The 14,100-nt window shown below is 38.2% G+C and carries 13 protein-coding genes and 2 pseudogenes; 6 read left to right on the top strand and 9 right to left on the bottom strand.

Annotation, left to right across the window (positions count from 1 at the left end; translation table 11 throughout):
• Positions 1-29 precede the first annotated feature (29 nt).
• Together ACOI1C_RS17990 and ACOI1C_RS17985 are read right to left on the bottom strand one after the other, a co-directional pair.
• Positions 30-977: an L-threonine 3-dehydrogenase gene (locus ACOI1C_RS17990; RefSeq protein ID WP_422511976.1), complete on the bottom strand. Its 948-nt coding sequence runs from the start codon at positions 975-977 to the stop codon at positions 30-32.
• A 58-nt stretch (positions 978-1,035) separates the two neighbouring features.
• Positions 1,036-2,226: a glycine C-acetyltransferase gene (locus ACOI1C_RS17985; RefSeq protein WP_422511975.1), complete on the bottom strand. Its 1,191-nt coding sequence runs from the start codon at positions 2,224-2,226 to the stop codon at positions 1,036-1,038.
• A gap of 385 nt (positions 2,227-2,611) precedes the next feature.
• On the opposite strand from ACOI1C_RS17985, the gene ACOI1C_RS17980 reads away from it, so the two are divergent.
• From ACOI1C_RS17980 to ACOI1C_RS17965, 4 genes and pseudogenes are all read left to right on the top strand, one after another.
• Positions 2,612-4,171 carry an ABC-F family ATP-binding cassette domain-containing protein gene (locus tag ACOI1C_RS17980; RefSeq protein WP_422511974.1) on the top strand — a complete coding sequence of 520 codons (1,560 nt, stop codon included), beginning with the start codon at positions 2,612-2,614 and terminating at the stop codon, positions 4,169-4,171.
• 158 nt (positions 4,172-4,329) lie between these two features.
• Positions 4,330-5,862 carry an FAD-dependent oxidoreductase gene (locus tag ACOI1C_RS17975; protein ID WP_422511973.1) on the top strand — a complete coding sequence of 511 codons (1,533 nt, stop codon included), beginning with the start codon at positions 4,330-4,332 and terminating at the stop codon, positions 5,860-5,862.
• Positions 5,863-6,011: 149 nt separating this feature from the next.
• Positions 6,012-6,524 (top strand): annotated as a pseudogene (locus tag ACOI1C_RS17970) (N-acetylmuramoyl-L-alanine amidase family protein); the annotation flags it as partial.
• Entirely contained in the window at positions 6,501-7,082 is a 582-nt protein-coding gene (locus ACOI1C_RS17965; RefSeq protein WP_422511998.1) for a peptidoglycan-binding domain-containing protein, read from the top strand. The pseudogene ACOI1C_RS17970 and the gene ACOI1C_RS17965, both read left to right, overlap by 24 nt.
• 6 nt (positions 7,083-7,088) lie before the next feature.
• On the opposite strand, the gene ACOI1C_RS17960 is transcribed toward ACOI1C_RS17965, so the two are convergent.
• The 7 genes from ACOI1C_RS17960 to ACOI1C_RS17930 form a co-directional block, all read right to left on the bottom strand.
• Positions 7,089-7,259, bottom strand: a complete 171-nt coding sequence (locus tag ACOI1C_RS17960) for a hypothetical protein (RefSeq protein WP_422511972.1) — start codon at positions 7,257-7,259, stop codon at positions 7,089-7,091.
• A 61-nt stretch (positions 7,260-7,320) separates the two neighbouring features.
• Complete coding sequence (locus ACOI1C_RS17955; RefSeq protein ID WP_422511971.1) at positions 7,321-8,109, bottom strand: polymer-forming cytoskeletal protein; 789 nt, start codon at positions 8,107-8,109, stop codon at positions 7,321-7,323.
• A 14-nt stretch (positions 8,110-8,123) separates the two neighbouring features.
• Positions 8,124-8,759: a DUF4004 family protein gene (locus tag ACOI1C_RS17950; protein WP_422511970.1), complete on the bottom strand. Its 636-nt coding sequence runs from the start codon at positions 8,757-8,759 to the stop codon at positions 8,124-8,126.
• A gap of 233 nt (positions 8,760-8,992) precedes the next feature.
• Positions 8,993-9,820 carry a tryptophan 2,3-dioxygenase gene (gene kynA, locus ACOI1C_RS17945; protein WP_422511969.1) on the bottom strand — a complete coding sequence of 276 codons (828 nt, stop codon included), beginning with the start codon at positions 9,818-9,820 and terminating at the stop codon, positions 8,993-8,995.
• Between the two features lie 379 nt (positions 9,821-10,199).
• Positions 10,200-10,607, bottom strand: coding sequence for a hypothetical protein (locus ACOI1C_RS17940; protein ID WP_422511968.1), 408 nt, complete (start codon positions 10,605-10,607; stop codon positions 10,200-10,202).
• A 281-nt stretch (positions 10,608-10,888) separates the two neighbouring features.
• Positions 10,889-11,188 carry a DUF2089 family protein gene (locus ACOI1C_RS17935; RefSeq protein ID WP_422511997.1) on the bottom strand — a complete coding sequence of 100 codons (300 nt, stop codon included), beginning with the start codon at positions 11,186-11,188 and terminating at the stop codon, positions 10,889-10,891.
• 115 nt (positions 11,189-11,303) lie between these two features.
• On the bottom strand, positions 11,304-12,392 hold the full coding sequence (locus tag ACOI1C_RS17930) for a hypothetical protein (protein WP_422511967.1): 1,089 nt from the start codon (positions 12,390-12,392) through the stop codon (positions 11,304-11,306).
• A gap of 119 nt (positions 12,393-12,511) precedes the next feature.
• On the opposite strand from ACOI1C_RS17930, the pseudogene ACOI1C_RS17925 reads away from it, so the two are divergent.
• Together ACOI1C_RS17925 and ACOI1C_RS17920 are read left to right on the top strand one after the other, a co-directional pair.
• Positions 12,512-13,213: pseudogene (locus ACOI1C_RS17925) on the top strand (carbohydrate ABC transporter permease); the annotation flags it as partial.
• Positions 13,214-13,227: 14 nt separating this feature from the next.
• Positions 13,228-14,058, top strand: a complete 831-nt coding sequence (locus tag ACOI1C_RS17920) for a carbohydrate ABC transporter permease (protein ID WP_422511966.1) — start codon at positions 13,228-13,230, stop codon at positions 14,056-14,058.
• The last annotated feature ends 42 nt before the right edge of the window (positions 14,059-14,100 follow it).

Genomic DNA, 14,100 nt, shown 5'->3' with positions numbered 1-14,100 from the left:
AGGCCAATCCCTAAGATCAGCCCCTTATTTTACACTAATTTTTCTTTTAGCTTCTGTAACATATCTACTGTCATCTTTTCAAGGTCATACTCGACTGCAAAGCCCCATTCCGTCGATGCAGCGGTTGCATCTATCGAGTTCGGCCAGCTGTTGGCAATGTCTTGCCTAACAGAATCCACGTTATAGGTCATTTCAAATGCAGGCATGTGCTTACGAATCTCGGCTGCAATTTGTTCCGGCTCGAAGCTCATCGCTGTAACATTGAACGAGTTACGGTGATGAAGCTTGGAAGGATCAGCCTCCATCAAGTTCACGATTGCATTTAACGCGTCAGGCATATACATCATATCCATATAAGTTCCTTCTCCTATATAGGAAGTATAGGCACCTTTCTTGATTGCTTCATAGTAAATTTCTACCGCATAATCTGTTGTTCCGCCACCGGGTGGGGCCACATACGAGATTAAGCCTGGAAAACGAAGTCCTCTCGTATCCACTCCGAATTTATGGTGATAGTAATTACATAATAACTCGCCAGCTACTTTGTTCACTCCGTACATGGTAGTTGGTCGTTGAATGGTCTCCTGTGGAGTTTGATCCTTTGGCGTGGTTGGACCAAATGCACCAATCGAACTAGGCGTGAAAAATTGACAGCTTAATTCTCTACTTACTTCTAATGCGTTAACAAGACCACCCATGTTCAAGTTCCAAGCAAGTAAAGGCTTTGCTTCTGCCGTTGCTGAAAGAAGAGCGGCTAAATGAACCATCGTGTCTACTTCATACTTTTTGGCAATCTCATGCATTTTCTTTGCGTCCGTTACGTCTAATACTTCAAACGGTCCAGATGTAACCACATCACTCTCAGTCATACGGATATCAGTCGCAATGACATTGTCTGCACCATAAATTCCTCTTAGCTTTCCGGTTAGTTCTGTTCCAATTTGACCTAACGCTCCGGTCAACATAATTTTTTTCATGAAAAGTATCCCCCAAAATGTTTTTAATGTACCAATTGATTTCCCTCGCAAATAACTATTATATGATCCCCATCTCTTTCCCTACTTTTTCGTATAGAGAAATTGCTTGGTCTAGCATTTCTTTTGTATGAGCAGCAGTTGGCATATTGCGGACTCTTCCAGTACCTTGTGGAACGGTAGGGAACACAATGGACTTCGCATAAACCCCAGCCTCATTTAAACGCTTGCTGAATTCTTGTGTTTTTGCTTCGTCTCCGATAATACAAGGAGTAATCGGTGTTTCACTGTTTCCGATATTGAAACCAAGCTCTTTTAAGCCCTTTTTCAAATAGTCCCCATTCTCCCAAAGCTTTTCGTGTAGCTCTGTGCTAGAGGATAGAATATCAATCGCCTCAATACTAGCTGAAACATCAGCTGGAGTTAAAGATGTTGAGAATAAGAACGGACGACTTCTTACCTTTAACCAGTCAATTAGGTTTTGCTTACCGGCCACATATCCACCTACAACCCCAATGGCTTTAGAAAGTGTTCCGATTTGGAAGTCCACTCTATCAGATAATCCAAAGTGCTTAACTGTTCCCGCCCCCTTGCCAAGTACACCCGATCCGTGAGCATCATCCACATAGGTCATTAAGTCAAATTCCTCAGCAATTTCAACAATTTCAGGTAGCTTTGCGATATCACCGTCCATCGAGAATACTCCGTCCGTGATCACCATGATTTTCTTATAAAGTCCAGATTCTTTAGCTGCCTTCGCCCTTGCACGAAGATCTTCCATATCAGAGTGATTCACACGGATAATCTTCGCTCTTGATAAACGACAGCCATCAATGATGGACGCATGGTTCAACTCATCAGAAAGAATGGCATCATTTTTATCCATAACAGCTGATATGGCCGCCATATTACACATAAACCCAGATTGATATGCAATCGCTGCCTCTGTATGTTTGAACTCAGCAATCTTTTCTTCAAGCTCAAGATGAATCTTCAATGTACCATTAATCGTACGAACAGCACCTGCCCCAACACCATACTTCTTGACAGATTCAATAGCTGCGTTCTTCAATCTCTCATCCGTTGCAAGCCCTAAGTAATTATTAGAAGAAAGATTGATTAACTCTCTTCCATCTATTGTAATGACAGGACCATTTGGACTTTCTAGCGGATCGATCACATTGTACAAGCCCTTGGTTTTTAAGTCCTCAAGATTTTCATTTAAAAATGATTCTAATGTTTTACTCGACATATTCAATCCCTCCATGATTTTAATTCATATAAAATGTAAGCGCTTATGTATTTACAAAACAAAAGAATTCTCGAAAAAAGAAGAAAGTATTTGCTTATTAAATTATCCCTTTATAGGATATCATATTTTACTCCTGTGTTCGCTGTTTTCCTGCTTCTGTAACCGCAAACTTTCTGGTCATCGTTTTAATTTTCTCCTCAATTGTTTATCTACATTTTACTTCTTCTTTCCTATTAATTCAAAGTAGGCTCAAGGAAAACGACATTTTCCACAGTTACTCGCCCTAATTTTTCCTCGTTTAACAGTAGAGAAGTGTAGCGTTTATGTGCAGAACATAGTATGATGATGCAAGAAATAATGCAGAAATTGGGGGCTTTAATAGATTATGAGTATACTAACTGTTGAAGGCTTAAGCCATACTTTTGGTGATCGTACGTTATTTAAGGATGTGTCATTTCGCCTTTTAGCTGGTGAGCATATTGGCTTGGTCGGGGCTAATGGGGTCGGAAAATCGACACTTATGAATATATTAACTGGTCACATTGTATATGATGAAGGTCGTGTTGATTGGTTACCAACTGTTCAATATGGATACCTTGATCAGCACACCGTTTTGACTCGTGGTAAAACGATACGTGACATTTTAAGTGATGCCTTTTTGCCGCTTTATGAGAAAGAAAAGGAACTAAATATTGTCACTGAAAAAATGGGAACAGCTACTTCAGAAGAATTAGAACTGCTTCTTGATGAAATGGCTGACATACAAGACCGACTTGATGCAGGTGGCTTCTATATGCTTGATGTTAAAATTGAGGAAACTGCTCGTGGGCTTGGTCTTGATGCAATTGGACTAGACCGAGATGTTTCAGCACTTAGTGGTGGTCAGCGAACAAAGGTCTTACTAGCTAAACTTTTACTAGAGCAGCCTGAAGTTCTTTTACTAGATGAGCCAACTAACTATCTGGACGTTGAGCATATACGTTGGCTCATTAATTATTTACGAGAGTACCCAAATGCGTTTCTTTTAATCTCACATGATACTGAGTTTATGAACCAGGTGACGGGTGTTATTTTCCACTTGGAATTCAGCAAGCTTACCCGTTACACAGCAACTTACGAGAAATTCTTAGAGCTAGCTGAGATGAATAAGAATCAGCATATTAACGCGTACGAAAAACAGAGAGATCATATTAAAAAACAAGAAGAGTTCATTTCCAAAAACAAAGCACGCTACTCGACAACTGGACGAGCAAAAAGCCGTCAAAAGCAGTTGGATCGAATGGAACGTATAGATCGGCCTGAAACAGCAATTAAACCGACCTTTGAATTCAAGGAATCTCGTGCAAGTGGTCGTTATGTTTTTGAAGGTGAGGAGATTGAAATAGGGTACACAACCCCGCTCCTTCCCAAGCTTTCAATGATCATTGAACGTGGGGAAAAGATTGCCATTGTCGGTTGTAACGGTGTCGGAAAATCAACCCTGCTAAAAACGATTTTAGGCAAGATTAAGCCTCTAAGCGGTAAAGCCATTCAAGGTGATTATCTTTTCCCTTGTTATTATGAACAGGAAGTTAAGGTTGAAAACATTACACCCATTGATGTTATTTGGAATGCATATCCTGGGATGGATCAACACCAAGTACGGGCAGCTCTTGCAAGATGTGGCTTGAAAAATGAACACATCTCTCGTCCATTGAGCCAGCTAAGTGGAGGAGAGCAAGCCAAGGTTCGACTTTGTAAACTCCTAATGGATGAAAGTAACTGGCTATTATTTGATGAGCCAACGAACCATCTTGATGTGGTTGCAAAAGAAGAGTTAAGACGAGCATTGATGGCTTATAAAGGCACAATCGTTCTTGTATGCCATGAACCTGATTTTTACGAGGATTGGATTACAAAGGTTTGGGATGTAGAAGAATGGTCACAAAAAAGCACAGTAAATTAAAGGATGAACCTGCTGAGTAAGCAGGTTTTTTTCTCAAATCCGATTTATCCTTGCAGAGAGTACTCACTAGAGTGCTCTTTTTTGTTTTACCACGTGAAAGTATAGAGAAGGGAATAATAGGTAAAAGTAAGCACAGAACTATTTTAGGAGGTATTGCCATGACAAATTGGGAATCAAAACTCCCTCAATTTCCAGAGCCTTATTGGAGAGATACGACAAAGCTTCCAAGCTTTGCGAAGCTTAGTGAGGATATGTCTGTAGATGTAGCCATTATTGGTGGAGGTATATCAGGAATCACAACTGCCTATCTTCTTTCAAAGCAAGGTTTGAAGGTAGCCCTAATAGAAGCAGGGAAATTGCTCAACGGAACAACGGGACATACAACAGCCAAGGTTACCGCACAGCACGGACTTATCTATGATGAATTTATTCAACATTTTGGGGAAGAAAAAGCAAAGCTTTATTACGAAGCCAATACTGAAGCCTTACATTTTATCAAGCGTACAGCACATGAATTAAGAATCGACTGTGATTTTATCGAGGATGATGCCTATATTTATACGAACTCAGATCAGTATGTCTCTAAAATGGAAAAAGAGGCAGAAGCCTATCTCAAGCTTGGGATTCCGGGAGAAAAGGTATCTTCCATGCCTCTTGACTTAGAAATGAAAACCGCGATTGTCATGAAGGAGCAAGGACAGTATCACCCATTAAAGTTCTTAAAAGTACTTGTAGATGAGATTATAGCCAATGGCGGAGTCCTATTTGAACATACAACTGCTTCAGAGGTTCAAAAGGGAACAAACCCTATTGTCACAACACGTGATGGGCACCATATAACGTGTAACTATCTAGTTTCTTGCTCTCATTTTCCATTCTACGATGGTATGGGGTTTTATTTTACAAGAATGTATGCAGAGCGCTCGTATTTACTAGCTATTCGTACGAAAAAGAAATACCCAGGCGGAATGTACATAACGGCTGAATCACCTACCCGTTCCCTCCGGTATACTCCTTACAATGGAGAAAATCTCGTGATTGTAGCTGGAGATGAGCATAAAACAGGCCATGGCACAGACACAATGAAGCATTATAAAAACTTAGCCATTTTTGGTGAGGAGCATTTTGGGATAGAAGAAATCGTAAATCGTTGGTCTGCCCAAGACTTAACTACATTAGATAAAGTCCCGTATATTGGGTTTATCAAAAAGGATAGTCCGAACATCTTAGTCGCAACGGGCTATCGGAAGTGGGGAATGACAAACGGAACTGCTTCTGGTTTGCTGTTAAGCAACCTTATCTTAAAGAAGGATAGCCCTTATCAAGAACTATACAGTCCTTCAAGGTTCTACAGTGATCCTTCTATTAAGAAATTTATTACACATAATGCAGATGTTGCAGGGCATTTTGTTTCAGGAAAAGTAGGAATGGTTCATAAAAAGATAGAGGAACTTCAGAACGATGAAGGATCGGTTGTAAAGGTCAATGGTCAAAGAGCAGGCTGCTACAAGGATGCCAATGGAAAGCTGCATATCGTGGATACCACCTGTACTCATTTAGGCTGTGAAGTCGAGTGGAATAATGGGGAACGCACTTGGGATTGTCCTTGTCATGGTTCAAGATTCTCATATGAGGGTCAAGTTGTAGAAGGTCCAGCCGATCAGCCTTTAAAGAAGATTTCTGCCGAATAAAAGGAAGAAAACCGTATCTAGTATATAGGTACGGTTTTCTCATTTTTGTTACATTTTGCAGACAAAAACACTAATCTTACATTTTGCCTAACCCCCTTTTAAATTTTTTTCATATACTTACTATGAATTTAAATTTAAAGGAGGTTCACATGAAATACACCATTACAAGAGATTATATTGACAAGGGAAACTCACGTCCTGGAACAAGTAACAATGATATTCGGTTTATCGTTAGTCATGATACCGGAAATGCCGGGTCTACAGCTTATGCAAACCGAAACTACTTTAATAATTTACAGCCCTCTGCCTCTGCCCACACGTTTATAGATGACAAGTATATTTTAGAGATTATTCCACTTGATGAAATTGCCTATCATGTACGATATAACGTATCTACTGATAATCGACTTTACGGGGCTGACGCAAACCGAGCAGCTATTGGTGTAGAACTATGCTTTGGTGGTAGTATTAATTTCACTGAAGCCTATAACAGATATGTATGGTACCACGCGTATCTGCTTGATTTATTCGGTCTAAATCCAAATGATGACATTGTCGCGCATAGCACACTTGATCCTGAACGAAGACGTGATCCTGAAAATGCCTTACAACGTTATGGCATTTCGTTTAATCAGTTTTTGTCTGACGTTAAGGAAACTTATCAAACCATTTTTGTTGAGGGTCAAGATACTGGTGTTGTTGTTGTCGAAACACCTCCCGCTCCCGCTGTAAAAGGGGTTACGGTCAGTCTACCTTTACGTGAAGGTGATAATGGAGAATTTGTTCGAGAGGTTCAACAAGACTTGATTCAAGCTGGCTTCCCACTCCCTAGATACGGTGCAGACGGAAGATTTGGATCAGAAACAGAAGTTGCCGTCATGAGATTTCAGCGAAGGTACGGTCTGAGAGTAGATGGCTTAGTTGGTCCTTTGACATTGGACAAATTAAACGAAGTACTTGGTTCAAGTAATCCTAGAAATGAATTTCCTTTACCTGAAAAGACACTTCGTTTTGGTGACACAGGTGAAGACGTAAAGCAACTACAACGAGCATTACAGCAAATCAACTTTGACCCTAAGTTCATTGACGGATCTTATGGTCCATTAACAGAGGATGCTGTTCGCCGTTTTCAGTCCACTTACGCAGCCCTTGCCGATGATGGTATTTATGGACCCAACACAAGAAGATATTTACAAATGGAATTAGCCGATCAAAACTAAAAAATCCTAAATTAAGAACGGAACTTCTTCGTTATAAAGAGTTCCGTTTTTTTTGTTGTTTAGTTTGATAGTACTTTGGAAGTTGACATTTTGTAAGACAAAATCTCCTAAGTTTGGCCTCATGGAGTTCCTTTGGTTAACGTCAAACGCCCTTTTCCCCGTTCCGTTCATGGGCATCTAACTACCTCTTTGGTTACCGGTATATGCCCGCTGTTTTACTTATTCAACTATGCATCATCTATATCTTCACCGATTCCTTCACCTTTGAGCTAGGGTGGATTTCTATTGAATCTGTATATTCGATTCTTTCAATCTCACACTTTTCCCCGATCACAATCTTTTTCCCTCTAACTAATTTGGCCTTTGTAATTTCAAGATCGATTTCATCACCTTCAATCAAATCAGCCTCAAGCAGATCTGTACGCTGTCTAAAAAAGTTGATAATATGTTTAATCATTTTGTGTGAACTGTATTGTCTGACAGAGATTCTCTCACCGCCTATTTCTTTAGCAGATGAATGATAGTCGAGGTTTAACTCAATATGGTCGGCACTTAAAAGACCTTCTATCTCAACAGCTCCATACGAAATGAAACGCTCTACCTCACAGCTTTCTTTTACTTTTAGCATCCCGTTCACTTTGATTTCTCCACCGGTCACTTTTCCATAAACCTTGCTGATTCCATTGATTTCACAATTCCCCACCTGTAAATCTTGTTTAAAGCTGCTGGATCCATTGATCTCTAAATCATCCACAATCGCATTTTTAAGGACTGACGTGGATCCATTAATTTTCATTTTAGTCACATACACGTTTCCTTCAAAACTTCCTGAGCCATTAAACTTTACGCTCTCTGATTTAACATCACCTTGTACCTTGCCCGAACCATCAATCTTTAACACTCGGCACTCAATGTCTCCTGTAATTTTCCCACTACCATTGATCTTCACTTCATCATATATTCCACCACCAGCCGTACCTGAGCCATTAATTTTAACATTTTGGTTGACAGTTGCTTCCGTTTTCATCCGTCCCATCCCCTTTATTTATTTAATCCTGAAAGCTTAATCTTCAATTCATTCAAGTGTTCTACTAAGCTGATCTCCACATAGATACTTGCTTGATCCTCGAGTTTGATTGAAGTCCCAAATGGCGCAAGTAACCAGATTGTTTCCTGATTCTTTAAAATGGCCATTAGTTGTAAAGGCCCATCAATTTGTTTATGGTTTAAATTTTGGATAAAGGATAACTCCAGGAAGGCTCTTTCTAGGGTGATTACTTTATTAGCTGAAAGAATTTCACCAAAATACATAAAAAATAAATGGTTGAATGTGAGTTTATCCAAATCAGTAAAGATAGATTTATAGAGTTGGATCGTTTCCTCTTTGACTAGCTTGCTCGCCTGGCTGTCATCTATAGCTAGTTCTATATCAGATGGGTTAGGTGAAAAGAATTTTGCTAGCTCCTCTAACGAATATTCATCTTTTAACTCGATGATCTTCCTTACTCTCTCTAGAATCTTAGCTTTTGGAAAAAAGGTTTCTTGCCCTGTAAAGCTAGATCTTTTGATAAACCAATTCTCCGGAATGATATTCATGCGTTTCCATCGGTACAACTGTCCGTAGGATATACCTGTGTGTTCGAGCAATTCCTTCTTTGATAACAATGATTCATCCATGCTATCACCTCCTAGTAAAACAATGTTATGTTACATCGATATAAATTTAACATAACATTGTTACGTTGTAAAGACGGCTCTTAACGTTTCCTCAGTATTGATTTTTCAAATGTAGTTAAATGTGAATATGGGGATAAAAAAAGATGCCTTAGAGGCATCAAGTTTCGGTTCTGACTCCCTTTCACAGTAAGAAAGGCACGTGAATTTTCATATTTTCTTTTTGACCTAAAGACCTAAAGCTGTGTCCGTACCGCCCATAATTCAGGGAAAAACCGGTAATCTAGCACTTTCTTCAAATACTCCACTCCTGATGAGCCACCTGTTCCACGTTTATTCCCGATAATTCGTTCAACCGTTAGCATGTGATGATATCTCCATTGTTGCTGCCTTGTTTCGATATCTATAAGTTTCTCAGCTAACTCATATAAGTCCCAATGTTTTTTGACATCCCGATACACCGCTAGCCATGCCTTCTCTACACTCTCATTATAAGAATGACTGATTGACCAATCTCTGTTTAAGCAATCCCCATCGATTTGGAATCCTCTCAAAGATAGAGCCAGGATGGCAGCATCATACAAGCTTCGATTTTTCAATGAATTATCTAGCATTTTGTATCTCTCTGGTTCATGCTGATAAACGGGTAGTACGTTGGATTGTTTATGTCCTAATAAAAATTCAATCATTCTATTTTGGAAAGATTGGAATCCAGATGATCGTCCTAATTTATCACGGAACTCCATATATTCAGCAGGTGTTAATGTGGACAATACCTCCCATGATTGAATCAGTTGCTGTTGAATACGTGCTACTCTAGAAAGCATCTTAAAAGCTGGTTCTAAATTATTTATTAAAATATGCTCCTTCGCTGCATTCATTTCGTGAAGGATCAGTTTCATCCAAAGCTCACTTGTTTGATGAATCACAATAAAAAGCATCTCATCATGGTGATCTGATAATTGAATTTGGCTACCTAGAATCCGATCTAGCTGAAGGTAATCTCCATAGCTCATTTCTTTTGAAAAATTCGTATGTATTTTATCTTCTTCTCTTTTTTTCATTTTCTCTTCACCTCATGTTCTTGGATTTGACAGCAGAGTTATTAAAAGAGAAGCATTACAAAAGATAAATGGGATTCTAGAAGAAGAATTAAGAAGCTTCTTAATAGGATGATCATTTTGTAAATTAACTGTCTAAACCTCGGCCAGTGGCGTTGAATGTGACTGAATATTATTAGCCATGTCAAAGCCACTAACTAAAGGTACGACAAAGAAAGCGACTGCAGAAATAATGGTCTTGAAAAAATCAACAATGACTCTACTATTAGTGCAATAAAGATAGTGATCTATTAAATGGCATTTTCCTACTCACAATGCCCTTTAATAGATGGATTAAGGATAACAAACAATAATCCCCTAATACATAATCAACAAACAATTACTAATTTCCCTTGAAGAGTCCGTCTATATAATCATAATCAATACTGCTTAATTCATCAGTATAAAAGAAACCATTATATCTTATTTTTTCGCTACTATTTATAATAATCTCTTTATGCTCTTTTCCAGCATTGTCGTATAAAGTTAATCTAAATTTGTATCCAGAGTAACCAAAACTGAACTTTCCTTTCTTAAAAGTGATACTATTAATGTTAGAAACAATATGCTCTACTTCATTTGGTAGAGTTACAGTAAGCAAATCACCACGATTTCCATCGAAGATTTCTATCTTAGATACATCTGACGGATCAATGGTAATGATTCTCTTAGGGAAATAGGTAGTAGCATATAATCCACAAAATAAGATAGCCACAATTAGAAATAATAAGAAAATCTTTTTGTTTTTCAATTTATTCCTTCCTTTCTATTGCAAATCATTTATTCGCATTTTATCAATTTCTTTTTGTCTTTTTCTTCTTTTGTCTAATGTGTAGCTTTGTATAAAGTAAATTAGAAACGTTATAACAGTTAAGATGATACCTATATTTCCTAAGGGTTTGATCAAAATGACAGATAAGAATGGAATAATTAGTCCGAGTTTGTGATTAGTCTTTAATAGAAGATATTACACAAAACAAATTGCAAATATAATAGGAATAGCTATTATTAGCCAGATAATATTCACTACTTCTAATCCCCTCTCATTGTTTTCTTATATTCACTAATTAATAATTTTGTAGTATTAATGTCAATCTTATCGTCTAGTGCTAATTTTTTGATAAGTAGTACGTATGGTTCATTTGATATAGCATCATTTAATTTTATCTTTTGTATTAGCCTATCCAGTCTCAAACGAACTGTAGGGTAACTTACTACATATTGAGAAGCTACTTCTTTTAATGAGCCAGATGAAAGAATAAAGTTTTTTATAAAACTCCAATCTTCTTCATCTAAATTCGAAACCCAATTAGGCAAATTATTTATAGCCAGCGTATGTTTTGTATACGTGAGGAGCGGAGAGACGAGCTGACGAAGAAATTTGAAGCTATTTTTGCCGGACTTTTTGAACACCCTCTATAAGTTGAGTAATTAAAGGGTATTAGAATTACCTGAAGCTAGTTACACTTCCAATTCCGTTCCACATTGAACCCCAGTGGATATATCTAGTAGCTGTAGTCCAGTTATCTTTAACCTGTAAAAAATTTGCTACATCGTATTCTACATATCCAAAGACAGAAACAGTGTGTGCTGCATAGTAGCCGCTACCAATATTAAAAAGTACAGGTCTATTAGCATTAATCTCGTTAGTAAAAGTACTGTATGACCAAGCGTATGTGTTGCTGGCATTTACGGAATATCCCCATGTCCTAAAGCTATCCTCAATAATATTATCTATAACAGTAGGATTTGTCCCTCCGCTTGGTGTATAACCGTGAGTTTTTGCCTTTACTAAAACATCCTTGTAAATATCGTATGTTGAGTTAGGAATATTTGGTTTACCGTGATCATCATACCAATTTGCTACTGTAGTGATTGCTACTACTACACAATCGTTGCTACTACCGTAGTTATTCATATCTAAACCAGTGTAAGAAGAAAGGAAATCTGAGTTTTGCCAATTATAACTTCCCCATCTATCGCTCATGAATGCGAAGCGGTCGGAAATAGCATATCCTTCTAGTTGTCCATTGTATTCACCGCCCATGTAACTATCTTTGATGAGCCTTTTCATATTCCTGTTTATCTTTTCTACATCTACATTATTCTTAGCCTTCTGGAGTTTCTTATTAATCTTGGTTAAGTCTTTAACCTCTTTTTTATCCATGTCAATGTGCTTTCCATCAACTAATACAAAATATTCTAATGGGCCATTATAAATGAGTTTATCCTTCTTATCCTTCCTAATTTCTTCTAGAAGTTCCGGTTGAACCTTCTCTTCAAAGACTGGTAGACTTTCATAGGAGTATTCTTGAATCGGCATTTCATCTAATCTAGAAGAAATAGTTATGTATCCGCTATATTCCCCTTTAGTCATTAATTCGAAAGTGTAACCTGTAACAAGTCCTTCTAGATTATACAAAGTGTGGACCTCGGCTACTTTTGTACTTTTGTCCCAGTTGTTTTCTTCGTTCATGTTGTTTAATACAAATAGTAATGCAATGTCTGCAGCATCAGCCTCGGAGAAGAATGTCACTTCTTCTTTGGTTAGTGTTTCAGTTCGTGTCTCTTCTTTTTCAGCTAGTACCGTTGATGAAACACTACACTTAAAGCCATTGAAGTTGCTAATAATAAAATAACTTCGCTAACATTATAGAAGATCAACGGGCCATTATTGCTTTACAGAATACGGCTAAATATGTATTTATTGTTGTTCCTTTACAAACTCTTTTAGCCATTGTTCTAGCGGCCACTCTAAATGCTGGTTTAAAAGGAGAACGTTTCTTCCGTATCGTGTACTTTTTACCAACCTTAACATCCTCTGCTGTTTTAACGCTAATCTTCATGTGGATGTATAACAAAAACGGACTCATTAATCATTTCTTAGGCTTCTTCGGTGTTCCTTCGTACAATTGGATTGGAGATCCTAACATTGCCTTGAATGCCATTATGATTATGAATATCTGGGCAACAGCCCCTTTCTTCATGGTCATTTACTTAGCTGCCCTTCAGGATATTCCGGATTCTCTTTATGAAGCAGCAGAGTTAGACGGTGCAAATGCCATTCAAAAATTCATATATGTAACTGTACCTTTCTTACGTCCTGTCACTTCATTTGTCATCATTATGGGGATTATCGGTACATTCCAACTATTTGATCAGTCCTATATATTCTCCGGTGGGTCAGGTGGTCCAAACAATGCTACCTTAACGGTTGTTCTTTTAATCTATCAATATGCATTTAAAACATTAAATACAATGGGATATGCAGCAGCCTTGGCCTTCTTTTTAGCCATTGTCATCCTTCTTGCAACTCTTATTCAACGGAAATTCTCAAAAGAAGAACAACTATACTAGGGGGAGTGAGACGAATGAAGAAGAAATCATTTTCAATCGGAAAAGCCTTTCTATACACCGTGTTAGTGATCTATGCGATAATCACCATCATTCCATTCTTGTGGGCACTCTCCTCTTCCTTCAAAACTTTAGAGGAGATTGTAAGTGGAGCAATCAGCTTTATTCCACAAAACTTTACGCTAGATAACTATAAACAAATCTTTATAAAGCAGGAGCTTTTTCCAAGATGGTTATTTAATAGCTTATTTATTGGAATTTCTATCACCCTTTTAAACTTACTGTTTAATTCTATGGCTGGGTATGCACTGGCCCGTATTCACTTTATTGGTGTGAAATCCATTTTCATCGTCATCCTAGCTGTCCTAATGATTCCAGGACAAGTAACTCTTATCCCTAACTACTTGATTTTAAAGAGCCTTGGATGGCTGGATACTTATCAAGCCATGATTGTCCCTGGAGCGATAAATGCTACATTCATCTTCATGATGCGTCAGTTCTTTATCAACTTCCCAAAAGAACTTGAAGAAGCAGCAGAACTAGATGGCCTTTCAAAGTTTGGTACGTTTTTCCGAGTGGTGCTACCTTTAGCAAGACCCGCACTAGCGGCTCAAGCCATTTTTGTATTCATGGGTGCATGGAATGAATTTATGAAACCACTTATTATCATGTCAAGCCCAGAAATGTTCACCTTACCACTTGGCTTGAACTCATTTAAAGGACAATACATCAGCTACTGGAACTACATCATGGCCGCCTCCATGGTGTTCACATTACCCGTCCTTATCCTGTACGGATTCTTCAATCGATATTTCATAAAAGGCATATCGTTCACTGGAGGAAAGTAACGCATTAAAGGAGTGGGGGCCTGGCCCCTACTCCTTTAAAAC

The organism is Bacillus sp. DJP31, assembly GCF_049310945.1.
Classification (GTDB): Bacteria; Bacillota; Bacilli; order Bacillales; family SA4; genus Bacillus_BS.
This window is presented reverse-complemented; position numbering and strand designations above follow the sequence as displayed.

Excerpts from the sequence above, each read along its gene's own strand:
- ACOI1C_RS17985 (WP_422511975.1), bottom strand. The coding sequence starts at position 2,226 with ATGTCGAGTAAAACATTAGAATCATTTTTAAATGAAAATCTTGAGGAC.
- ACOI1C_RS17980 (WP_422511974.1), top strand. The coding sequence starts at position 2,612 with ATGAGTATACTAACTGTTGAAGGCTTAAGCCATACTTTTGGTGATCGT.
- ACOI1C_RS17955 (WP_422511971.1), bottom strand. The coding sequence starts at position 8,109 with ATGAAAACGGAAGCAACTGTCAACCAAAATGTTAAAATTAATGGCTCA.
- ACOI1C_RS17960 (WP_422511972.1), bottom strand. The coding sequence starts at position 7,259 with ATGCCCATGAACGGAACGGGGAAAAGGGCGTTTGACGTTAACCAAAGG.
- ACOI1C_RS17920 (WP_422511966.1), top strand. The coding sequence starts at position 13,228 with ATGAAGAAGAAATCATTTTCAATCGGAAAAGCCTTTCTATACACCGTG.
- ACOI1C_RS17975 (WP_422511973.1), top strand. The coding sequence starts at position 4,330 with ATGACAAATTGGGAATCAAAACTCCCTCAATTTCCAGAGCCTTATTGG.
- kynA (WP_422511969.1), bottom strand. The coding sequence starts at position 9,820 with ATGAAAAAAAGAGAAGAAGATAAAATACATACGAATTTTTCAAAAGAA.
- ACOI1C_RS17990 (WP_422511976.1), bottom strand. The coding sequence starts at position 977 with ATGAAAAAAATTATGTTGACCGGAGCGTTAGGTCAAATTGGAACAGAA.
- ACOI1C_RS17950 (WP_422511970.1), bottom strand. The coding sequence starts at position 8,759 with ATGGATGAATCATTGTTATCAAAGAAGGAATTGCTCGAACACACAGGT.